Origin of the sequence: Ornatilinea apprima (assembly GCF_001306115.1) — a bacterium.
GTDB lineage: Bacteria > Chloroflexota > Anaerolineae > Anaerolineales > Anaerolineaceae > Ornatilinea > Ornatilinea apprima.
In genome coordinates, this window is record NZ_LGCL01000002.1 from 1 (window position 1) to 23,415 (window position 23,415).

Sequence of the window (23,415 nt, forward strand, 5' to 3'; positions counted from 1 at the left end):
TCCAATGCTCAATGCCAGTCTTCAAAGGCCCTCATCAAAACAGGCCTTGGGCCATTGCACTCCATAAGGCAATCTATGGCCGCTGAGCTCTCTCTTTTCCAGATCTATGGATATTCGATACAGTAACTAAAAAACTGAAAGAGTGGATTATAATTGGGTGTTTGATTTTTGAAATAGCACTAGATGGTTATTTAACCGGTTGGAGATGTAGTTTTTATGAAACGCAATGATGTTCGCAATATCGCCATTATCGCCCATGTTGATCACGGTAAAACAACTCTGGTTGACGCAATGTTGAAACAGGCCAAGGTTTTCCGTGAAAACCAACAAGTGATGGTGCGGGTGATGGATTCCAATGATCTCGAACGCGAGCGTGGGATCACCATTTTATCCAAGAATACCGCAATTTCTCTTCCTCACCCTGATACAAGGGAACTGATCAAGATCAATATTGTCGACACACCCGGCCACGCCGATTTTGGTGGCGAGGTTGAGCGCGTAATGAATATGGTGGATGGGGTGCTGCTGCTGGTAGACGCGGCGGAAGGCCCCATGCCGCAGACTCGTTTTGTGCTGAAGAAAGCCCTTGAGATGGGGCACCGGGCTGTTGTGGTGATCAATAAAATGGATCGCCGCGACGCAGACCCGGACCGGGCGTTGAATATGACCTTTGATCTGTTTATTGAACTGGGCGCCACCGAGGAGCAGGCTGATTTTCCGGTGGTTTACGCGAATGGAATCGAAGGTCGAGCCGGTTTGACTTCTGATCTGGAGGGCAACCTTGAGCCGTTGTTCAAAACGATCATTGAGAAAGTGCCGGCGCCTGATGTGCGCCCTGACGAGCCTTTACAAATGCTGGTGGCAAACCTTGGCTACGATGAGTACAAAGGTGTGACGGCGGTTGGACGAATTTTTGCCGGTTCAATGAAGGTTGGGCAACGAATCTGCCGCATGGGGCTGGATGGGCAGGTATACAATGATCAAATCCGCTACCTGTATGTTTACCAGGGACTGGAGCGCAAAGAAGTCGAAGAGGCTCAGGCGGGTGATATTGTGTGTGTGGCCGGGTTGGAAAGCGTGGCGATTGGAGAAACGTTGGCTGATGCGGAAAACCCGATTTCGCTGCCCCCCATCCATGTGGAAGAGCCGACGGTGCGGATGACCTTCGCGGTGAACACATCGCCGTTCGCGGGGCGAGAAGGAAAATGGAGCACATCGCGAAAATTGCGTGAGCGTTTATTTAGCGAGCTACGCAATAACGTGGCTTTGCGGGTGGAAGAAACAGATTCGGCGGATACCTTCATTGTTTCTGGCCGTGGAGAGCTTCACCTAGCGATCCTGATTGAAACCATGCGCCGCGAAGGGTATGAGTTTCAGGTTTCGAAGCCAGAGGCGATTTTCATCAAGGGCGATGACGGCGAGTATCTGGAGCCGTATGAAGAAGTGCACATTGAGACTTCCAATGATACCGTGGGGGTTGTGGTCGAAATGCTGGGCGTGCGCAAAGGTGTTATGTTGGATATGGTCAACAATCCCGATAATACTGTGCATGTGACCTATCGAGTGCCAACACGAGGTCTACTGGGTTTCCGTTATCAGTTCCTTACGGCGACTCGTGGAATGGGCGTGATGAACACCATTTTTGCGGGTTACGACAAGCTCGCGCCGCAGATTTCTTCGCGATCCACGGGTTCGATTGTGGCTTGGGAGACTGGGGATAGCTCGACGTATGGCTTGAAAAACGCCGAAGAACGCGGGACCTTATTCATTGGCGCTGGCGTGCCCGTTTATGAAGGCATGGTGGTAGGTGAAACACAGCGCGGTGAAGACCTGGCTGTGAATGTCTGCAAGAAGAAACACCTGACCAATATGCGTCAAGCGAATAAAGATATCGAAGTCCGGCTGACCCCGCCGCGGCTGATGAGCCTGGATGAGGCGATTGAATATCTGGCTGAAGACGAACTTCTTGAAGTAACTCCCCTCAATTTCCGGATTCGCAAGAAGATACTGAACACGGAAGAGCGCGGAAAGACTGAAAAGCGCACAAAAGAGCTGATGAGCGAATAAAGGAAGAATAACAACCTCCCGGTTTGATAAGTTCGGGAGGCTGTTTTTTATTCCATGCTCAGGCGCCACAACTGGCACAAGGCGTCTTGCAATCGCTGCCCTAATGCTTCTCCTCCCTGCGTGGTTACATCATCGAAGTTGTTCATGATCACATAGGGCACCCGGCGACCATTAATCACGATATGGGTGGGGTGATCGAGGAGTTCGAACCAATCAATTTTTTCATAGAGCGTAACTAATTTCTCGTCGGATAAGCCGTGCTCCAAGATGGAATCTGGTCTGTTTGGGTTAAAACGGCGGCGGTTTTTGCGAAGTGATTCCTCAAAGGGTACATCGATATACAGAATGGCCAGGTTTTCTAAAACGGCATCAGAGAGATGTCGAAAAGCCGAGCGATAGCCGCCATGCTGGCTGCCGCGCGAGAACTCGATCAAGATCGTTTCTGACTGTTCACCGGCCTGATCGCGTTTACGCTTTGCATAATCGAGGCAGATGCGTTCGATCAGCAGGTCCCACAAGTATGGGTGCAAGAAGTAGCCGTCTGAATCAGAATGAAGGCGGGGTTTGCCCATTTTTTCGAGAATGTCATCTTCTTCGAACCAGGTCCACAGCATCGGGAAGTCATCAATCTCAGAAAACTGGCCGATATGGAATCGGTTAATCCGGTCGGTTAAGGGCGTCTGTTTGAGGTAATGGATAACCTCGCTCTTGCCCGCAGCCGGGCGGGCGATAATCAGTAAGGTGTCAAAAATCGAGCGGTCTTTCATGGTACTTTTTATCCTCATTTTCACTAAGGCGTGGGTATTGTTGATATAATCTGAGGATATTTTACCCTATAGCGATCTCTGCTTCCTTTTCTGATGAACACAATCCGCGCCATATTTCGTTCTTCCACCTTCGTGCCGCAGGAATATAAATCCAACTTCCTGCACCTTTATTTTGATACAGGCTGGTATGGCATACTGAATGGCAGCATTCTGACTTTTATTGCCGTGTATGCCGCACACTTGGGGGCGAGCAGCTTTCAGATTGGTTTGATTACGTCTGTCCCAGCAATTATCAACCTGGCGTTTACGATTCCGACGGGTGCATGGCTGGAAAAGCAGCATCTGGGCGAGGCAGTCTTTAAGTCCAGTGTGATTAACCGAGTGTTTTATCTTCTCTTCATCCCTTTGCCGTGGTTGTTTGCCCCAGAGGTTGAAATCTGGATTCTGATTTTAATTACCCTGGTGATGAGTATTCCCGGTGTTGCGCTGGCAATCGGGTTCAACGCTTTTTTTGCTGAGGCTGTTCCTCTGAAATATCGTGGGCATGTGGCGGGGATTCGAAACGCGGTTTTTGCGGTCACGACAACCCTGACGACTTTGCTGTGCGGGTGGATGTTGGAAGAGATTCAGTTTCCCTTAAACTACCAAATTCTATTTGGAATCGGTTTGTTTGGTTCTTTGCTAAGTTCGGTTCATTTGAAGTTTATTAAGTCGATTGAGCCTTCCAAACCCGAATTGATCGCGGCCCGCTCTGTTGAGGAAGAAAAGAGAATTACACGCATCCGGATGCGCGGGGATGTGCGAACACGGATTAACAAGCTTTCCCAATCGTTTCATTTTGATCTATTATCCGGCCGATTTTTTCGGGTAATGTTTCTGGTATTTTTATTTCATCTTTTCCAATATTTGCCAGCGCCAATCTTTCCGATTCAGATGGTGAATGTGCTCGATTTCTCTGATCAGTGGATCAGTGTGGGTATGGCTGTTTTCTATCTGGCCATGTTTTTAGGCTCCACGCAGCTTTCACAGATTACTTCCAAAATTGGGAACCAGGCGGCTTTGGGCTTGGGAGTAGGTTTGATGGGCGCATATCCGCTGCTGCTGCTGGCAAGCAAAGAAGCCGTATATTTCATTTCGGCTTCGTTTTTAGGTGGGCTGGCCTGGTCGCTGGCCGGAGGGACAATTATTAATTATTTACTGGAGCGTGTTCCCGCTGAAGACCGCCCGGCGCATTTTGCGTGGTATAACATTTTCTTGAATGCGGCCATTCTTGTTGGCTCAACACTGGGAGGGCCAATCTCAGAGATGATTGGACTGCCGCAATCACTCCTACTGTTTGGGGCAGGGCGCATATTGGCGGGGCTTTTGATCCTTTGGAAAGGGTAGTGTGTTAAAATACCGGCATGGGAATTAAAATCGTATCCAGAAATCGCAAAGCCAATTTTGAATTTTTCCTCCTGGAAACTTATGAAGCGGGCATCGCTTTAATGGGAAGCGAGATCAAATCTATTCGCGCCGGTCAGATGAGCCTGGGTGAGGCCTATGTGCGAATCGATGATGGAAAAGAGGCGTGGCTGGTAAACGCGCATATCGCGCCTTACGAGATGGCTAACCGCTTCAATCACGATCCGCTGCGCCCGCGCCGGCTGCTGCTGCACCGCAAAGAAATCCGTGGGATCTGGAACGCGGTGCGCCAAAAGGGTGTCACCGTGATCCCGGTTCAGGTCTATCTGAAGGACGGGCGTGCAAAAGTTGAGATTGCCATTGCCAAAGGCAAGAAGTTGTACGATAAGCGCCAGGATATTGCCAAGCGCGACGCTGAAAGAGACTTGAACCGAAAATTCAACATCAAGGATTAACCCTATTTATGCTGAACAACATCTGGATCGCGTTTGGAGTAACATTTGCAGCGGCATTGATCTGGCTGCGGGTGAATGATTTTTTAGCGCATCGTGGTTTCATTAGCGGGCCGCTCAGCCGAAAATTGATCCACATGGGAACCGGCCCGATTTTTGTTTTATGCTGGCTGCTCTTCCCCGATACCTTGACCTCGCGTTTTCTGGCAGCTCTGATTCCCCTGGCCATCACCGTTCAATTCGCCCTGGTGGGCTTGGGAGTGGTTAAGGATCAGGCGGCGGTGGATGCCATGTCTCGCACGGGGCAGCGCGAAGAAATTCTGCGCGGGCCGTTGTTTTATGGAATTGTGTTTGTGGTGCTGACCCTGGTCTATTGGCGCGATTCGCTGATTGGTATTGTGGCTTTGATGCTGCTGTGTGGTGGAGATGGGCTGGCGGATATTGTCGGAAAGCGAATCAAGAGCGCGGCAATTCCGTGGGCAAGAAAGAAAAGCGTGGCCGGGACGCTGGCGATGTTCGCGGGCGGCTGGCTGATGTCTGTGGGAGTCGGCGTGGTGTACCAGGCAAGCGGTTTTTTGCCCGGCGACCTGGTGAACTATTTACCGGCAATTACCGTGATCGCTCTGGCGGGAATGATGGTGGAATCTTTGCCGTTCTCGGATATTGATAACTTGACTGTCCCAGCGGTCGCGGTTTTGTTGGGACACCTGCTGTTGCCCTTTTGAAAGGATCAGAAATGGTTCAAATTGATGGGTATCACCTGACGAGCGCGGATGTTATTCGTGTAGCAAGAGAGTTCGAGCCGGTGCAAATCTCTGAAGAGGGTAAGCGGCAGGTTTGCGAATCGCGGCGGCGCTTAGAAAATTTATTGAAAATTGACCGGGCTGTTTATGGAATTAATACGGGGTTTGGTATTTTTGCGGACCAGATGATTCCCAACCGGGCATCCGCGAGATTAAGCCGGAATCTCATTCTGAGTCACTCGGTGGGTGCTGGGGAGCCTTTGCCGGATGAAGTGGTGCGGGCGGCCATGCTGGTGCGTGCCAATACGCTGGCAAAAGGGTTTTCTGGCGTCCGGCTGGAAATCGTTGAAACGTTGGTTAACATGCTGAACAGCGGAGTGACTCCGGTTGTTCCGTCGCAAGGCTCGCTTGGCTCTTCCGGTGACTTGTGCCCGCTTTCGCATCTGGCGCTGGTGTTTACCACGGATGATGCCGACCGTGAAGAAGATTCTGGGCAAGCATGGTACCAGGGAAAACTGATGAGCGGAAAAGCCGCGATGCAGGCGGCCGGGATTGAGCGGCTGGTGTTGGGCGCGAAAGAAGGGCTGGCGCTGAATAATGGCGCTACGGTGAGCGCGGCGCTGGCCGCGCTGGCGGTTGAAGACGCGGATTACCTGCTGAAGGTGGGGGATGTCTCACTTTCCATGTCTCTTGAAGCGGTGTTGGGCTGTTCAGCGGCTTTTGATGAGCGCCTGCACGCGGTGCGCGGGCACACGGGTCAGATGGCGGTTGCCGAGCGCGTGCGCTCGCTGACCAAAGGCAGCCACCTGGTCGACGCATCGGGTCGAATTCAAGACGCTTATTCTTTGCGCTGCGCCCCGCAGGTGCAGGGGGCTGCGCGCGATACGTTGGAGTTCGTTCAAAAAGTGGTTGAGCGGGAGATCAATGCGGCTACGGATAATCCTCTGATCTTTAGCGATGAGGAAGTATTATCCGGTGGAAATTTTCACGGGGAGCCGGTGGGGATGGCAATGGATTATTTGGGCGTGGCTATTTCTGAGCTGGCTTCCATCTCGGAGCGGCGGATTTTTCGGTTGACGGACAGCAAATTGAACTACGGACTGCCCCCCATGCTGGTGGATAACATCGAGGCGGCTGGCTTGAATTCGGGGATGATGATCCCCCAATACACGGCGGCTTCGCTGGTGTTGGAAAACCAGACACTGGCTTCGCCGGATTCGGTACATTCTCTGCCGACATCGGCCGAGCAGGAAGATCACAACGCAAATTCGATGACAGCAGCGCGGCACACCCGCCTGATACTTCAAAACACGACTCATGTTCTGGCAATTGAATTGTATACAGCGGCTCGCGCGTTGGATTTGCGCCTGCGACAAATCCCGGAGCGGCGGTTGGGGCAAGGAACCTATGCGGCTTACCGAAAAATCCGCCAGGAAGTACCTTACCAGCCCGGCGATGCCTGGTGGGGGCCGGAGATTGATCGCGTAAAGCAAATGATCATTAAACGGGATTTTGAATAACCAAATAAGTTTGATTGACAATTGCGATAAAACAGATTATCTTAGTCGGTATGGAAAAAACAATGCAGAATCTGAGTCGAAGAGATTTCTTAAAACTGAGCGCGTTGGGCCTGGGCGCCCTGGCTTTTCGGCCGTGGTTGGACCGGGTGAAATTTCAAAGCGAATTTCCAGAGGGTGAGTTGTTAGGGCGCAATTGCACTGGCGGTTGGATCAGCTTGCGCGCCAGGCCATACAGCGGCAGCCCGGAAGTGGAGCGCCTGTACGAGGACAGCCTAGTTGTCTGGAATCGAGAAGTGATTGGCGAAGCAGCCATGTTTGCGCGGGTTAACCGTTGGGTGGAAACTCCGAAAGGATATTTATACGCTGCGAACATTCAGCCGGTAAAAAACCTTCCCAACGTACCCTTGACAGAACTCCCCTTATCCAGTCTGGGAAAAGGAATGTGGGCAGAGGTTACGGTGCCTTATGTGGACCTCTACCTGGACCGGCCGGCCTGCTCTCCGTGGCTGCAGGAAGTATCACGCCCGCGCCTGTATTACAGCCAGGTGATGTGGATTGATGATATCGTCACCAATTCACAGGGGCAGGTGCTCTACCGCGTCAATGAACTGTATGGCAACTGCGGTGATATTTTTTGGGCGGCGGCAGAGGCTTTCCGGCCGATTACCGAGGAGGAACTGTCTCCTATTCATCCGGACGCGGCCGACAAGCGCGTGGTTGTGGACCTGAATCATCAGGTGCTTTCGTGTTATGAGGGGAAAGACGAAGTTTATTTCTGCACCGTATCGACCGGAGCCAAATACGACGCGCAGGGAAATGTTGTGGATAAGTGGGCGACCCCGTTGGGTGAGCACTTGCCCTGGCGCAAGTCGATCTCCATCCACATGGCGGGTGGAGCTACGGGAGCCGGGTACGACACGCCAGGCATTCCCTGGTCGGTTTTGTTTGACCCGAATGGCGCGGCGATCCATTCCACTTTCTGGCATAACGCTTTTGGCGATGCCCGTTCTCACGGCTGCGTCAACGCGCGCCCGGAAGACGCCAAATGGATTTTCCGCTGGACTTCTCCGCATGTGCCCTATGATCCGGGTGATGTGGACTTGACCGGCAAGGGCGGGACGATTGTTGACGTCATAGAAGCCTGATAGGACACAGCCGAATGGAAGTAACGTTAGGCATTGCTTTTTTGGCGGGTTTAGGCTCTTTCTTCTCGCCGTGCGTGTTTTCACTGATGCCCGCTTATTTGGGATACCTGGGGGCCAGCCCGGGTGTTAGCGCCGACTCGCCAGAATCGACTTCGCGCTTTCGCGTGTTTTTGAACGGAGTCTTGTTTGTGTTGGGATTCACTGCTCTGTTCGTGCTGGTCAGCATTCCCATCTCGGCCGCCGGGCAATGGATGTATGATTTTCAAACCTGGTTGGCGAAAATTGGTGGGATTGTTGTCATACTATTTGGCCTGCATTTATCTGGCTTGCTTCATATAGATTGGTTGGAGTATGATTTGCGGCTGCGAGTCTCAACAAAAAATGCAAATCCACTGGTGCGGTCTTTTTTGATGGGGGTGTTCTTTTCAGCCGGTTGGGCGCCGTGTGTGGGGCCGGTTTTGGGTTTTATTCTGACACTGGCTCTTGCCGAAGGTTCGATATCGCAGGGTATCTTTTTGCTGCTCTTTTATTCAGCGGGGATGGCGGTGCCATTCTTGTTGATGGCGGCTGGATTTGATGCCTTGTTGAGTTTTTTCAAAAGCCGGCGCCATTGGATGGTTACGGTCCAAAGACTGTCTGGTTACTTGATGATTGTAGTGGGTGTTTTGCTGTTTTTTGGCTTGTTTGAAAAACTGGCCGGGTTTGGTAATTTATTAGGGATTAATTACTGATATGTCTTTAAAGCTCAAACAAGGGCTGCTTTTTGGTGGTTTTCTTTTGCTGTTGGTGATGGTGCCTTTCCTCGATTTTCATGATGAGGGGGGAGACGCGATCATTCCGGCTCAGGCAAGTATAACCCAGTCCACTTTTCCCATTCAGAGTTTTGATCTGGTGGATCTGGAAGGAGAAAAGACCGCGATTGATGCGTTTTTGGGGAAACCGATGGTGATCAATTTTTTTGCCACCTGGTGCGGCCCCTGTGAGGCCGAAATGCCCATGTTTGAGGAGTATGCCAATCAACTGCAGGGGGAAGTTACATTCATTGGGATCAACTCGGGTGAAAGCGACAATGACGTTTCTGCTTTTGTGAAGCGGATGGGAGTAACCTTTGGAGTATACTTGGATAGCGATAACCAGATTGTAAGGCAGTTTCTTGTTCGGGCGCTGCCCACAACGCTGTTCATTGATCAGAATGGAGTTTTAGCGGCAAAGCACATTGGGCTGCTGACGCCTGAATTGATGGACGGTTATTTAGAGAAAATGGGGATTGACCAGTGATCACTGTAACCATCTATACTCATCAAGACGACATAACCCTTGACCAACTGAAAGCTGATCTGGATTCCCTGCAAAGCACGGTTGAGCATCAGGTTGTGACCATCGATATTGACACGGATGAAACACTTCGAAAAGAGATGCATGGATCAACGCCGCTGATCAAGGTTGGCCCCTATACCTTGCGGCCACCTTTCAACCGCCAGGATTTGGAAGTTACCCTTCGCTCCGCGCAAGACCGGGTGAAATACTATCAAGACGATGCGGAATACATCAAGCGTGTGGAGCGGGGAAGGCGCGTCAGCGGCGCGGACCGGTTCTCTTATTGGTTTTCCAAGCAGTATATGCTGGTGCTGAATGCGCTGGTATTGCTATTTGTGGGTCTGCCATTTCTGGCTCCGGTGATGATGAAGCAGGGCCTCACCGGCCCGGCAAGAGTGATTTACGCAGTTTACAGCCCGTTGTGTCATCAGCTCTCTTTCCGTTCGTGGTTCCTGTTTGGTGAGCAGGCCTATTATCCACGTGAGCTGGCGGGCATCGAAGGCGTAATCAGCTACGAAGAGTTGACCCAAGCGGAGACGATTGATCTCAATGCTGCGCGACGCTTTGTTGGAAATGAGATGGTAGGCTATAAAGTTGCTTTTTGCCAGCGAGATATCGCCATTTACGGCGGGATTTTTCTGTTTGGAGTCATTTTTGCCCTGACGGGCAGGAAAATTCCGGGGTTGAAGTGGTATCTATGGGTATTGTTTGGGTTGGTGCCGATTGGGATTGATGGAAGCTCTCAACTACCCAGCCTGGCGAAAAGCTTTTTTCCAAGCTGGATGATTATTCGAGAAAGCACGCCTCTTTTGCGTTCGGTAACCGGGCTTCTGTTTGGTATCACAACGGCCTGGTTTATGTACCCGATGATTGAAGAGACCATGCTAGAAACCCGCAAGATTCTGGGGCAAAAAATGGAAGTGCTCAAACAAACCCAGAAAGCTAATCGTTGATATGACCCTGAAGCAAGCAGAGAATCTGGAATTTTTTCAATTTGATCTTTTCGCTGGTGCAAACCTTACTCACGGATTGTTTACCCGAAAGGGAGGAATCAGCCCTGCGCCTTGGCACTCGCTGAATCTGGGGGGCACAACAGGTGACAGACGGGAGAATGTGATAGAGAACCGTCGGCGCATATTTGATTGTGTGGGACGCCCCGTGGAATCGATCTTCGATACCTGGCAGGTTCATGGCGTGCACGTGATCTTCCCAGAGGCGCCCAGACCACTGGACGGCGTGCATGAGAAAGCGGATATCATCATCACAGACCGGCCGGAACTCACTTTATTTATGCGATTTGCGGATTGCGTGCCGATTATGCTTTACGATCCACGAAAGAATGTCATCGGATTGGTACACGCGGGCTGGCAGGGCACGGTCAAGTTGGCCGCGAGGGTCGCTGTTGAGGCAATGGCGCAGCGGTATGGCTGCCAGCCGGGTGATATTCTGGCGGGAATTGGCCCTTCAATCGGGCCGGATGATTATGAGGTGGGCGAAGATGTGGCCGAACGCTTCCGGCATGCTTTTGGCGAACAGGCAGGTAGATTAATTCGGTGTGAAAATGGTAAAATGTACCTAAACCTTTGGGAAGCAAATTCCATTGTACTGCGTGCGTGCGGTGTCCACGAAATCGAGGTTGCCGGGATATCTACGGCGAGTGATACAACCCGCTGGTACTCTCACCGCGCCGAGAATGGCGCTACCGGGAGATATGGCGCGTTGATTGCCCTGGGCGAGGTATGGGGAAAATGAGTCTATCGAATGATATTCACGCCCGAATACAGGCTGTTCAAGAGAAAATTGAAAAGGCTGCCGCTCGATGTGGCCGGGACGCTGGTGATGTTACCCTGGTGGTGGTTACCAAAGCACAACCGGTTGAGGTTGTGCAGGCGGTGATCGACGCCGGCGCGCGTGTATTGGGAGAGAACTACCCCGAAGAAACCACTGAAAAGATCCCTCACCTGAACATCCCGGAGACCCTTTCGTGGCACATGATTGGACATCTGCAAAGCCGGAAATCGAAACTGGTTGCCGAACATTTTCATTATTTGCAATCGTTAGACAGTTTGTCTCTGGCGAGGAAATTAGACAGGCATTTAGAAGAAGCTGGCCGAAAGATGGATGTTCTGCTGGAGTGTAACGTAGGTGAAGAGGAGACAAAGCATGGGTGGGGGGTGTCCAGCTCTTCTGAACTGAACAGTTTTTATGCAGATATTGAAGCGATCAGCAAGCTGCCAAATTTGAGAATCCGCGGGCTGATGTGCATGCCTCCTTTGTTTGAGGATGCAGAGCTGGCACGGCCTTATTTTCTTCGTTTGCGCCGGTTGAGAGACGATTTACGGCGGGATTATCCGATGCTTGATTGGTCGGCTTTATCAATGGGAACCAGCGTGGATTACACGGTTGCAATTGAAGAAGGTGCAACCTTTGTGCGGGTTGGAACCGCAATCGTTGGGCCGCGGCATTATTCTTAGGTTGAGGAAAAAATGGTAGAAATTTTGATTGTTCTGGTTCGTGTTATTGCGCAAATTCTAATTTTGTTGATATTGGCAGAAGTCATTCTGTCTTATATTCTGTCGCCGTACCACCCGGTGCGAGCGACGATTTCAAAAATTGTTGATCCGATCCTGGATCCCATCCGAAGGCTTGTGCCTCCGGTTAAAATGATTGACTTCAGTCCGCTGATCTTGTTAATTATTATCCAGGTTTTGGAATATCTATTGGTAGCTATTCTGCAAACTTTCATTTAGGTTGAAGCGATGAAATCAAACAGCCCAAAATTCAAGGATGGAAAAACAGGAGTCGCATTGACCGTGCGTGTTACACCGCGCTCAAAGAAAAACGAGATTGTTGAAATTCTTGATGATGGGACGCTAAAAATTCGCCTGACAGCTCCGCCGCTGGAAGGCCGAGCAAACAAAGTGTTGATTCAATTTCTAGCAGAAGTGTTATCGGTGTCGGAATCGCGGATTGATATTGTTGCTGGAGAAACTGGCCGCAACAAGCTGGTAACGATTGAGGACATGGATGCCAAAGATCTGCAGGCGCGGATTTCTCTCGCTCTGGGTGTGAAGAAGGATTAATCCTTTCTCTCTGCAGGTGGCGGTCAGGACATACCGGTTTTTTGAAAAATGGAATAATTCTGCAGCAAGGCTTGGTATGCCGCTTCTTGAACCGGGCCTTGTTCTTTCTTAAATACCTGGGCAATCTCTTCAAGCACCCGGTTTTGGGGATATTGGGGAAGCGCGCGAAGTGCCAAAATCTTTTCTTCGGGTTTTCCCCTGCGCAGCACATCGACCATGAGATCAATCGCTAATTGTCCCACCGGAACGCCCATGCCCTGCCGGCTGGCATACTGGATCAGCCATTCGGTGTTTTCGGGTTTGGTGAAAGGCATGGGGGCCTGTCTTTCGGGGTGCTGCGTGTATTCCAGCGCGTGTCCTGCGATACTGCGTACTACCCATTGACCATCTTCAATGGATAGTTTTTGTAAAATTTTTTGCGCCCACTCCTCTTTGATTTTGCATAAACCCATCACTGCCGCGCGGCGAACCAATAGATTCTCGCTTGTAGCCGCGACTTTAAGAATTTCGTGCCCGTCTTTGCTGTCTTTGGACAGGATCTCGGCAGCGACTTGTTGGACTTCTTCCGTTCCGGAGGAGAGGCAGGATTCAATTAATCGCTGCGTCTGTGGGGTATCCATCGCGCCAAGGGCTAAGCAGGCTGCCATTTGAACTTCGGTGATTTCATCATTTAATAGCTGACGGGTTTCGTTAATTAAGGTGGTTAAACCCAGCGAGCCGGCCGCCAAAACGGCTGAAAAGCGGATGAATGCGGACCGCGATGCATAGAGTTGCTTGAAAAGCAAGGCGAGCGATGGATCGTTGGCTATCAGCAAGCAATTGATCAGCCGTAAACGCAGCAGTGAAGGAATCGATTCATCATGCAGCTTGCTGACCAGATCGCGCATAAAGCTGGACCGCCAGGTGGAAGTGAGGCTGGAATAGGGTATGGCGCGGCTAACCTTGTGTATGCCCGTTTGAAGAATGTCCTTTTGCGATTGGATGGTTTTACTCACCCATCCCTGGGCGGCATCGCGGGCGATGATAAAGCGCACGGCGATTTCGTGAGCCGGCCAATCGAATGTGGATTGTTCAATAATCGCCGCGGATTCTGGCAGGAGGCTGGCCAGATACCCCATCAAAAGCGGATTGCTAAAGCGGACCTGTTCGCCTGCGTGTTCGTTCAGCAGTCCCGATTCCAAAAGGTCGCTCATTGCCTGATCGCGGGAAGATATCTTCTTTTTGCGCTTCAATCCAGATCGTTGCTCGGGGGCTGATTCAATTTCCTCGAAAGCCTCTGCGGCGGGAGCGGTGGATGGCCGGTATTTCGCCAATAAAGCCGCGGCAGAGCGGTAAGGAAGCGATAATTTTTGGGATTGAATCAATTCAAGAGATAGGTAGGATAGCGACCTGACCGGAATATTGTGTGGCACGACGCGGTCCAGAAGCCCTTCAAGATAGCTGGTTGGGCTTTCTCCCAGAACCAAGCCGTCAAAAGCCGCCCAAACCATCAGACACCATTCCAGCGGTGTAAAGCGGCGCTTATCGTTGAACAACCAGCCCATGATCAGCCGGTCGTCTACCGCGGTTGCAGAGCCGCTCGTGGCGTAATTTTCCTGCCATAGGTCGCGCCATTTTGAATAATAACGATTGCGCTCGGCGTAACTCCAACTGGAAAGAAGAACAGGTTGGAAGCCAAGGCCTGGAAGATCACCCAGGTAGGTAGGCGTGCCGGTAGTAATCATCTGAAGCTGGGGATATGCCTGTAAAAGCACAGACAACCAAGCAGTTGTTTTTTGGTGTGCCTCGGGAGCGAGCTCATCCAACCCATCCAGAAGAAGCACAACTCGATTCTCTTTAAGGAGAGCGTTGACGAATCGTTCCAGTTTTTGTGTTTTTTCCGATGGCAGCAAATTGGAAAGGGCAAGAACAAGGTTTGCCGCTGGATTCTCCAGATTAAACTTTTCAGGATTTAGATCTAGAATATGAAAGCTGAGAGGCAGGCGAGCAGAGCCGGGTGTATCTTCTTCCCGGCTAATTAGCCGAGAGGTCATCCATGCCAGGGCAAATGTCTTGCCCATGCCAGACTGGGCGGTGATAACCAGGTTTGCACCATTACAAATCGCTACCAGGGGGTCCAGTGTATCGATATTGAACTGCGCGTAGATTTCCGGACAGTCCAGAAAGACAGGCAATAATTGGTTGGTGAGGGAAGAGAAATGACCACCGCCACCGGTTTCTGGGTCAATGGTCGGGAATATGAATCGCGGTTCGATGGCGATTTGGTCCAACGCGCATAAATTCGCTGTCAGGTGCTGCTGTTGAGCCCAGTTCAAAAATTGGCTGCGTATCTGATGTTCTAAACCAGCGTTTCGCCGGCGATTGATGGCTTCGATTTGCAGCTTGATCCATTTATTTACATCAGGAACGATTTTCCTGGCAGAGGAAAAAAGCCACCAAAATAATGCGCCGGCAAGAAAACCTAGCCAAAAAGAAAACGGGCTGAAGGAGATAGATGGAAATTGCAGCATGGGCTAACCAGCAAATAGAATGCGTCCGCAGGAGGGGCAATAGGCCAGTGTCAGCCTGGATCGAGCGGCCTGGATGAGGGAGGGGCGGATCGGCGCGCCACATTCGCTGCAGCTATCTTCGTCGATTTTGGCTATTGCGCGTCCTTTTTTACTTTTGCACAAATCTTCATAAAGCCGTAACGACTCGGCTGGGATCGAATGCAAAAGGCCAGCTCTTTCCACCAAGAGGCGTTCAACGGTGGCCAAGGAGGCAGTTTTTTCCCCGGCCAGAGCTGAGGATTCGGAAGTTACCAGCGTCAAAATTTCACTGTATTGGGCTTGATCAGCTTGCGACTGCATTTCCAATTCCTCAAAGCGGATCATTTCGGCGAGCTGGTTGTCTTCCAGGTTGGACCGTTGTCGTTTAAGCGAGGCGATCTCGTTTTGAAGGTCTTGCAGTTCTTTTGGATTACGAACAGAGCCTCCGTAGAGATTCTTTTCACTGATCTCGATCTTTACGTTGATTTCCCGGATGGTTTCTTCAATGCCGCGGATGGAAACCTGGGCAAGGTGAATTTCCTTTTTCGATTTCTCAACGTTGAGGGCTGCTTTTTGCAGGCGAGAATCGGCGTTGAGCACTCGCTCGATTTCTTCCATTCGCGCTCGAAAGCGTTGAATTTTGTTATCAATTTCCTGGAGTTGAAATAAGTGCGCAGTGATATCCATACTAGCGATTATAGACGATGTAAATATAATAAAGCAAGGAATGCATGCTATGGAAACCAGGCGTACGGTACAGCCATTTATCAAAGCAGCACTGATCATCGCGGTCAGTCTGATGGTCTTGCCTTATCTCGTGGGGGCGTTCAGCGGGGGAAATACTCACACTTTTTTGGGTTTTTTATTTAATCCGAAGGATGGGCTTTCTTACCTGGCAAAAATGGAACAGGGCCGGCAGGGAAGCTGGCTTTTCCGCCTGCCGTACACAGCCGGACCGGTGAATGGTGTGTTTCTCTTCAGTTTTTACCTCTTCCTGGGGCACCTTACGCGTTGGACGGGTTTGCCGGCGGTGTGGGTTTTTCATGCCTCTCGGGTTGGCGCGAGTTTATTCCTTTTGTATTCGCTTTGGAAATTTGCTGGTTTGTACTTTCCAGATGAGCGCAAACAGACGCTCGCTTTTTTATTGCTGGTGTTTGGTTCTGGGATGGGCTGGGTGCTATTTGTTACCGGCTATTTACCGGCTGATTTCTGGGTGGCGGAAATGTACCCATTCTTTGCGATGCTGTCCAACCCGCATTTCCCATTGGGGATGGGTTTGATGCTTCAGATGATCTTGCTGGCTCAGAAAACTGGGAAGAGAAGCGTGCTGGTGCTGTTAGGGCTGGCTGGGCTTGGGTTAAGCATTGTTTTACCTTTCGGATATGTCTCTGTGGTGATTCCTCTTGCGGTTGATTGGGTGCTGGAGGCGTTCTTTCAAAAGGATGCCCGCAAGGGAATTCCGCTTCTTGCTTTGATTCCTGGAGGAGGCTGTCTGCTCTTTCAATACTGGCAGGTGGTGAGTGACCCGTTTTTGCGCCAATGGAATGCACAAAATATCACACCTACGCCGGTGTGGTGGGATGTTTTTCTCTCGCTCAGCCCGGCAATCGTGTTGATCATCGTGGGGTTGGCTTCTGGCATGCGAAATTTTGGAAAGAATCCACAGCGGCTGGTGTGGCTTTGGGTGATCAGCGCTCTATTGTTGGCTTACACGCCCATCAGCATACAACGGCGATTTTTGTCTGGGTTCTATATTCCGGTGGCGATCCTGGGGCTGGAAGGGCTGGTGTGGTTATTCGAGAAGTACCAATGGCCTATCCGGCGTGGATTTGGCTTGCTGTTTGGCCTTTCGATTCCAACTCATCTGCTGCTGATAGTTGTTGGTCTGTTTGGTGCGCTGAGCGTTAGCCCCAAATTGTATCTTTCTACCGGTGAGACGGAGGCGATGGAATGGATTGTCGCGCATACACCACAGGAGGCGGTTTTCGCATCTTCAGAAGAGATTGGGCTGGTCATCCCCGCGCTGACAGGCCGGAGGGTGATCCTTGGGCATCCCTTCGAGACCCCCGATTATGAATCGGTGGCTGAAGTTGTGGAAGGTGTCTTTACTGCCGACCAATCACCAGAAAGCCTGGAGGCTTTCAGCCAGCAATACGGGGCGTCTTATTTCTTCTGGGGGCCGCGCGAGCAAAAGATGGCGGGAGAAGGCGCGGATCCGTCGCAGATGGGCGAGCTGGTTTTTGAAAACGAAGAAGTCAAGATCATCGCGGCTGGATTAACACCATGAAAAAGAGTACATTGATTGCTTTCGCCAGCCTGACGCTTGCCGTTTTGATTTCGCTGCCAGTATCCGGCGTGGTCGCTTTCCCGGCTCAGTCCAGGTTTTCGGATTTATTGATCTCGCATTACCCCAATTTGGTTTTTCTGCGCAGATCGCTGCTGGAATTCGGACAATTTCCACTCTGGTCTGGGCATATTTTATCGGGGTATCCCTTTTACGCGAACCCTCTTTCAGGGTTGTGGTACTTGCCTAACTGGCTGGCTCTCATTCTGCCATTTCCGTTTGCGTTTCATTTCTTGTTTGTGCTGCACCTGCTTTGGGGCGGGTGGGGCGTGTTTGTGTTTCTCAGACGCCAGGGGTGCCAAACTGCGGCTGCCGGCCTGGCAGGGGTTCTATTTGCTTTCTTTCCAAAGCTGTTTGGCCATTATGCGGCCGGGCATGTTACCCTGGTTAATGCTGTGTATTGGACGCCCTGGCTGCTGGTGGTGCTGGACGCGCTGGCTGACACCGCAAAAAGCGGCCGCTCGCGCTTGGTTTTGGTATCACCGGGGATTGTGCTGGGGATCATCGCGCTGGCAGATATTCGCTGGGCAGCTTTCGCGGCGGTATTGTATTTTGCTTATGTTTTGATGCGGTTCTTCAATGCAGAAGAGGAAAGACCAACTTTTTCACTTGCCAGACGCTGGGTTAGATATGGTTTGATGCATATTGGCTTGTGCGCGGGGCTTTCCGCGCCGGTTTGGCTGCCGCTGCTGACGTATTCAAACCTGTCCACACGCAGCCTGATGACGATGGAAGACCGCCTGACCCTCTCGATTGAACCATTACGGCTGCTGGGGCTGGTTATGCCCGATTTTGGCGGCTACGCGGAGTGGCTTTTGTACCCTGGCGCGCTGTTGGTCTGCATTATTCCATTCATGATTGCTTTGAGGCGAAACCGCTGGATTGCCTTTTGGAGTTATGTGAGTTTGTTCGCGGTTTTATTCGCACTGGGTAAAAACTTCATCCTCGCGCCGATATTTTACCGCCTGCCAGGAGCAGATCTGTTAAGGGTGCCATCGCGGATGATTTTTCTGATGGGGCTGGCGACTGCGATTCTGGTTGGCCTGGTTACCCAGCAGGTGTTTTTGAACCGCCTCAAATTGTTACCCGCTTTAAAATTGTATTTCGTTATCCTTTGCGCGTTTTGTTTGGCTCTCGCCGCTGGGGTGAGTGTGATTGGCGGCCGATTGAATGTGGAGATGGTTTTTGGCGCGGTCAGCGTGCTGGGATTCTCTGCGTTGCTGATGGGTTTTTTGGCTGGAAAGCTGAGTCAAAACTGGTTTGGCGTGCTTATGGTGACGCTGGCGGTGGTGAACAGTGGTGTTACCGGTTTTTCGCAGATTCAATGGGTGAAGACTGCGGAAGCGATAGGGGATTCGAAGGGGCTTCTCCGTTGTATGAATGACACTGCCACGCGGATTTATTCGCCTTCGTATAGCGTTCCACAGCAGATTGCTGCTGAAAATGGTCTTGAGTTGGCGGATGGGGTGGATCCGCTGCAATTGATCGAATACGCGAAATTTATGGAAGCTGCCAGCGGCGTGCCCTCGCAAGGGTACAGTGTTACCATACCCCCATTCGCTACTGGAGACGTCCAGACGGATAACCAGGCCTATACTCCTGACCTGAAAAAACTGGGTCTGCTGAATGTGGGAACTGTGGTGTCAGACTTTGCCATCCTGGCGTTGGAACCTTACCAATTGGACTGCGGCGGAGAGAAGTTTTTGTATCAGAATCCGTATGGAAAGCCGCGCGCCTGGGTTGAAACGAACGACGGTGAGGAGAAGGGCGTTCAGGAAATCAATGCCAGTCCCAATCAGCTCGCGGTGGCGGCGGAAGGGCCGGGCAGATTGGTGCTCTCGGAAATTGCTTACCCTGGCTGGAAGGCGTGGGTGGATGGCGCGCCGGTGGAAGTGGAGACGGCACACTCACTGCTGCGCAGCGTGCAGTTGGAACAAGGGCAGCACCAGGTTGTTTTCAGATTGGTACCCATCGATTTGTATATCGCTTTGGCAATCAACATGCTGACGCTCATTATTATTTTTATCCTCATGTGGAAACTAAACCATGCCGCTTAAAAACACATCACACCGCAAGTGGGTTCTGGGGTTTACCTTGTTTTTGATTTTTTTAACCAGCCTGCCAACTATTTTGGCTGAATTGAGCGCGGGAGAAGACTGGGTTTTCACCGGGTTTTTGTTTGGCGTGCAAGACGGTAACTCGTATATCGCGAAAATGCTGCGCGGTTTTGCAGGCGATTGGCTGTTCACCACACCGTATACGGCTTACCCACAATCGGGGACATTCGCTTTTTTCCCATACTATCTTTTGGGAAAGCTGGCTGCCCCCCCCGGACTGCACGATCAATTGATTGCCATGTTCCATTGGCTGCGGGTGGGCGGTATTATCTTTTTGGTGTGGTCGCTGGATCGTTTTCTCCGTTTTTTTCTCGGAGATGATGAAGGATTGATCCGCTGGGGATTGATGCTGGCAACTTTGGGGGGCGGGTTGGGGTGGTTATACCTGGCAGGTGCGGAACGATTATGGGGGGGCGATCTGCCACTTGAACTGTATTCTCCGGAAAGTTTTGGATTTCTGATGTTGATGGGGCTGCCACATTTGTTGTTCGCGCGCGGATTCCTGCTTATCAGTATTCAATCAATCCTGACCACAAATAAGCCGTCGGTTCAACAGGGCGTGAAAGCCGGAATAGGACTGATGCTGGTGGGGCTGTTTCAGCCGCTGACCACGGCGGCTGCCTGGGCTGTACTGGCGGCTTTTTGTGTTTCTGTTTTTGGTTGGACGATGATGGTAAAGAAGCATGACCTGGCTGTCCGAAAAAAGGTGTCTATGCGCGCCGGCCTGGCAGCGCTGATCTCTTCGCCGGTTGTGCTCTACAATATGATCCGCTTTGCCACAGACCCGGTTTTGAAGGGCTGGGAAAGCCAGAACATTATACTTTCGCCTCCGTTCGGAGATTATTTACTAGCGTTTGGTCTCTTGCTGCCTTTTGCGCTGGCCGGGGCGTGGACCTGGCTGCGGCAGACGGGAGAGCAATGGGCAAGCCGATTGTATCTGGTAGTATGGCTGCTCTGTTTCCCTCTACTGGCGTACGCCCCGCACCAGTTACAGCGACGTCTGCCAGAAGGAATTTGGATGTGCCTTGTGGTTTTAACGATGCTGTTTTTGAAAGACCACCCGCGCTTTCCACGCAACGCTACGCTGGCTTTGGTTGGGACAGGTTTCCTGAGCACGACAATTTTCTGGCTTGGGACTGTGTTTACGGCAATAAATCCGGCGCTGCCGGCGTTTCGGTCTGCTGATGAGGTGGCATTATTTGAAGCGCTGCAGGCGCTGAACCTGCCATCTGATACAATTTTTTTAGCGGACGAAGGTATTTCCAATCCACTGCCAGCCTGGGTGCCAGCGAGGGTGCTGGTGGGGCATGGGCCGGAAAGCATTCATTATGATGAGATCGCCCCGCGTGTTGAGATGTTCTTCCAGCCAGTGAGCCAGGAAGAGGGTTGGCGATTGATTGAAGAATTCAATGTGGACTTTGTAATTTGGGATGAAGCCAATTACGGGGATTTCCCATACGAAAGCGGCGCAAACAGGCAATTGGAAGAAATTTTGTCCACAGGTAATTTTCAGATCATGCGTGTAGGCAAATAAGAATGAATTGGATCCAACGAGAAATTAAACGTTACCAACTGCCACTGCTGGCGTTATTCGTGTTTGCCGCGATTTTTTACCTGCCGGTACTGGTGACGGGGCGGGTTTTCTATTGGGGGCTGCCGGTCTTGCAGTTTTACCCGTGGCGGGCAGCCGCAGTTGACGCGATCTCACAAGGAGCGCTGCCTTTGTGGAATTCTTCGAGCGGGATGGGCACTCCACTGCTCGCGAATTACCAACTGGCATTCTTTTATCCACCTACCTGGGTGATTTATTTATTCGCGTGGGTAGGGGGCGTGCAATGGATGGCCTGGGCGCACACTCTAGTTAATTTGGTTCATTTTTTCATTGCCGGGTTGGGGATGGTGAAACTCTTGGAAAAACACTGCGGCAGCCAGCTGGTTCAAGGCATTGGCGCGCTTGCCTTCAGTGCCTGTGGATTCTTCATTGCGCGGCAGGGGGTCTTTCCCATCCTTTGGACGGCGGCCTGGCTGCCCTGGCTGGTAAACTATGCTTCAGACCTGGCCACTCCGTTTTTACAGCCAGCCATCAATCCGCGTGCTGGTTGGGTGCACCTGAAGCTGACCCTGGTCATCGCGCTGATGCTGCTGGCAGGCCACGCTCAATTGAGCTGGTACTTCTTGTGGTTCGCGGGCGCATGGATTGTGGCTGGTGGAATTGCGCACCGGCAGAATCGAATCCGTTCCATCATCCAGTATATCTTTTCGGGATTGCTCGGCGGGGCGCTCGCGGCGATCCAGTTGATTCCAACCGCGGAATACCTTCTCCAGTCCCAGCGCGCTTCAGCCGTGGATTTTGAAACCGCGGCAGCTTATTCATTCTGGCCCTGGCGTTGGATCACCTTGCTGGCGCCGAACTTCTTTGGCAATCCGGGCTCTGGTGATTACTGGGGGTACGCGAGCTTTTGGGAGGATGCCGTTTATATTGGGATTCTACCGCTCAGTATGGCGGTTCTCGCTCTGGTGGCTTTGCCTGGCCGAAAGCAGCCAGTAATACCTGGCCGGGTGGCGGGTTGGGTTGGCATTTTCTTGACAGCTATTTTCGCAATGGGAAAATTCACGCCGATTTACCCCTGGCTGTACCAGCACATCCCCAGCATCGATATGTTTCACGCCCCTACCCGCATGATGGTGCTTGCCATTTTCCTGCTGGTGTTCATTGGTTCGCTGTATGCCGATAGAGGATGGACCTGCCCCAGCGGCAGGGGTCTTTATTGGACTCGCTTGGCTACGGCGGGGTGTGTGGCGGTCAGCATTGGGTCGCTTGCGGGATGGGTGCTGTTGGAAGACATCAGCCCGACTTTCTTTCGTTCCACTGCACTGGCGGGGCTGACAGCTACCGGAATCGGTTTCTTGACCCTGTACCAGCCTGCGAATGATACACTGGCTAGAAAACGCTGGGAAATGGCTGTGGTGGGTTCACTGGTGATTGATTTGTGGCTTGCGCAAATTGGGTCTGCTCCGACTATCACGATGGGCGAGCTGACGTTCTCTTTTACTGCCAGCGGATCGGGGGGCACGAATGGACGGCTTTACATCTCCGCGCAAGATGAGCAGTGGCTGCGTCACAAGCGTTTTTACCGTTTTCAGGATTTCCGCTTTCTTGAGCCATCAGAAAATGTTTTTCGTGTGCCGATCGCGAACACGAATTTGCTATTGGGTTACAGCTCCGTATCCAACTTTGATCCACTGGTTTCGATGCGCTACCAGGCCTGGATGGACCATTTGGCGGGAGAAGATGATCGTGCGCTTGAAGCGGATTGGGCGCGGATGGGTGTGACCCACCAGTTGGTTCGCGACGCGGGTCAGGAGGATGTGCAGATTCAGCCTGTAGGACTGGTATCTTCATTCCCCGATGTGCGAATGACTGCCAGTGTTCTGGAGGCTAGGAGTGCAGCAGAGGCGCTGGCCAAGGTAAAGGAGCATGCGACGGACGCCTCGGTTGTGGTGTTTGAAGTGCCGGAGGATGTCCATCTTACCAGCACAGCAGCTTTTGACCAGCCCTTTGCGTTTAAGATATTGGCTTTTGATCGCTCTTGGAACCAGTTCACCATTGACTATGAGTGTGAGCAAGATGGCTACCTGGTGGCGGCGGAAAGTTATTTCCCCGGTTGGACTGCCAGTGTGGATGGATTGGCGGCAAAAATATACCCGGCAGATGGTGTTTTCATGGGAATTCAAGCCCCAGCCGGTCAACATCGGGTAGAATTTAGGTATCAACCGGATTCTTTCCGCGCCGGATGGGTGATGACTTTGCTTTCGCTGGGAATTTTCGCTGCTGTTTTCTTCAGCAACAAGCGAAAACATGGTGATTCTGTCAGCGTTTGAACCAGGTGTAGCTTGGGCTGCCCGTTTCCATCTACTCGAAAAGTTT

Annotated in this window: 20 protein-coding genes; 17 read left to right on the forward strand and 3 right to left on the reverse strand. The window is 51.7% G+C overall.

Annotated elements, in window-relative coordinates; genetic code table 11:
* Positions 1–216 precede the first annotated feature (216 nt).
* Complete coding sequence (gene typA, locus ADN00_RS00015) at positions 217–2,067, forward strand: translational GTPase TypA (protein ID WP_075060907.1); 1,851 nt, start codon at positions 217–219, stop codon at positions 2,065–2,067.
* Between the two features lie 47 nt (positions 2,068–2,114).
* On the opposite strand, the gene ADN00_RS00020 is transcribed toward typA, so the two are convergent.
* Positions 2,115–2,834: a hypothetical protein gene (locus ADN00_RS00020; RefSeq protein ID WP_075060908.1), complete on the reverse strand. Its 720-nt coding sequence runs from the start codon at positions 2,832–2,834 to the stop codon at positions 2,115–2,117.
* Positions 2,835–2,927: 93 nt separating this feature from the next.
* On the opposite strand from ADN00_RS00020, the gene ADN00_RS00025 reads away from it, so the two are divergent.
* From ADN00_RS00025 to ADN00_RS00080, 12 genes are all read left to right on the forward strand, one after another.
* Positions 2,928–4,220, forward strand: a complete 1,293-nt coding sequence (locus ADN00_RS00025; RefSeq protein WP_075060909.1) for an MFS transporter — start codon at positions 2,928–2,930, stop codon at positions 4,218–4,220.
* A gap of 17 nt (positions 4,221–4,237) precedes the next feature.
* Entirely contained in the window at positions 4,238–4,693 is a 456-nt protein-coding gene (gene smpB / locus ADN00_RS00030) for an SsrA-binding protein SmpB (RefSeq protein WP_075060910.1), read from the forward strand.
* A gap of 8 nt (positions 4,694–4,701) precedes the next feature.
* Positions 4,702–5,415 carry a diacylglycerol/polyprenol kinase family protein gene (locus ADN00_RS00035; RefSeq protein ID WP_075060911.1) on the forward strand — a complete coding sequence of 238 codons (714 nt, stop codon included), beginning with the start codon at positions 4,702–4,704 and terminating at the stop codon, positions 5,413–5,415.
* Between the two features lie 11 nt (positions 5,416–5,426).
* Entirely contained in the window at positions 5,427–6,953 is a 1,527-nt protein-coding gene (gene hutH, locus ADN00_RS00040; RefSeq protein ID WP_075060912.1) for a histidine ammonia-lyase, read from the forward strand.
* Positions 6,954–7,015: 62 nt separating this feature from the next.
* Positions 7,016–8,098 (forward strand): L,D-transpeptidase, encoded by a 1,083-nt coding sequence (locus ADN00_RS00045; protein WP_075060913.1) that lies wholly within the window; start codon positions 7,016–7,018, stop codon positions 8,096–8,098.
* 14 nt (positions 8,099–8,112) lie between these two features.
* A complete protein-coding gene (locus tag ADN00_RS00050; RefSeq protein ID WP_075060914.1) occupies positions 8,113–8,829 on the forward strand; it encodes a cytochrome c biogenesis CcdA family protein in 717 nt (238 codons plus the stop codon).
* Between the two features lies 1 nt (position 8,830).
* Positions 8,831–9,376 carry a TlpA family protein disulfide reductase gene (locus ADN00_RS00055; protein ID WP_075060915.1) on the forward strand — a complete coding sequence of 182 codons (546 nt, stop codon included), beginning with the start codon at positions 8,831–8,833 and terminating at the stop codon, positions 9,374–9,376.
* Positions 9,373–10,368 (forward strand): DUF2085 domain-containing protein, encoded by a 996-nt coding sequence (locus ADN00_RS00060; RefSeq protein ID WP_075060916.1) that lies wholly within the window; start codon positions 9,373–9,375, stop codon positions 10,366–10,368. The genes ADN00_RS00055 and ADN00_RS00060 overlap by 4 nt, the downstream gene beginning before the upstream one ends.
* Position 10,369: 1 nt before the next feature.
* Entirely contained in the window at positions 10,370–11,167 is a 798-nt protein-coding gene (pgeF, locus tag ADN00_RS00065) for a peptidoglycan editing factor PgeF (RefSeq protein ID WP_075060917.1), read from the forward strand.
* The gene (locus ADN00_RS00070; protein ID WP_160317440.1) at positions 11,164–11,889 is read left to right on the forward strand and encodes a YggS family pyridoxal phosphate-dependent enzyme; all 726 of its coding nucleotides are present in this window, start codon (positions 11,164–11,166) and stop codon (positions 11,887–11,889) included. Before pgeF ends, ADN00_RS00070 begins: the two co-directional genes overlap by 4 nt.
* 12 nt (positions 11,890–11,901) lie before the next feature.
* Positions 11,902–12,165 (forward strand): YggT family protein, encoded by a 264-nt coding sequence (locus ADN00_RS00075; protein WP_075060919.1) that lies wholly within the window; start codon positions 11,902–11,904, stop codon positions 12,163–12,165.
* Positions 12,166–12,174: 9 nt separating this feature from the next.
* The gene (locus ADN00_RS00080) at positions 12,175–12,498 is read left to right on the forward strand and encodes a DUF167 domain-containing protein (protein WP_075060920.1); all 324 of its coding nucleotides are present in this window, start codon (positions 12,175–12,177) and stop codon (positions 12,496–12,498) included.
* 23 nt (positions 12,499–12,521) lie between these two features.
* On the opposite strand, the gene ADN00_RS00085 is transcribed toward ADN00_RS00080, so the two are convergent.
* Both ADN00_RS00085 and ADN00_RS00090 read right to left on the reverse strand, forming a co-directional pair.
* Positions 12,522–14,813 carry a HEAT repeat domain-containing protein gene (locus ADN00_RS00085; protein ID WP_160317441.1) on the reverse strand — a complete coding sequence of 764 codons (2,292 nt, stop codon included), beginning with the start codon at positions 14,811–14,813 and terminating at the stop codon, positions 12,522–12,524.
* Positions 14,814–15,011: 198 nt separating this feature from the next.
* Entirely contained in the window at positions 15,012–15,812 is an 801-nt protein-coding gene (locus tag ADN00_RS00090; RefSeq protein WP_456238510.1) for a zinc ribbon domain-containing protein, read from the reverse strand.
* On the opposite strand from ADN00_RS00090, the gene ADN00_RS00095 reads away from it, so the two are divergent.
* The 4 genes from ADN00_RS00095 to ADN00_RS00110 are packed head-to-tail and all read left to right on the forward strand — an operon-like array spanning position 15,763 to position 23,369.
* On the forward strand, positions 15,763–17,313 hold the full coding sequence (locus ADN00_RS00095) for a hypothetical protein (protein WP_075060923.1): 1,551 nt from the start codon (positions 15,763–15,765) through the stop codon (positions 17,311–17,313). The genes ADN00_RS00090 and ADN00_RS00095 overlap by 50 nt on opposite strands.
* Positions 17,310–19,427: a glycosyltransferase family protein gene (locus ADN00_RS00100; RefSeq protein ID WP_075060924.1), complete on the forward strand. Its 2,118-nt coding sequence runs from the start codon at positions 17,310–17,312 to the stop codon at positions 19,425–19,427. Before ADN00_RS00095 ends, ADN00_RS00100 begins: the two co-directional genes overlap by 4 nt.
* The gene (locus tag ADN00_RS00105; protein ID WP_075060925.1) at positions 19,417–21,021 is read left to right on the forward strand and encodes a hypothetical protein; all 1,605 of its coding nucleotides are present in this window, start codon (positions 19,417–19,419) and stop codon (positions 21,019–21,021) included. Before ADN00_RS00100 ends, ADN00_RS00105 begins: the two co-directional genes overlap by 11 nt.
* A 2-nt stretch (positions 21,022–21,023) precedes the next feature.
* Positions 21,024–23,369, forward strand: a complete 2,346-nt coding sequence (locus ADN00_RS00110) for a YfhO family protein (RefSeq protein ID WP_075060926.1) — start codon at positions 21,024–21,026, stop codon at positions 23,367–23,369.
* Positions 23,370–23,415 lie beyond the last annotated feature (46 nt).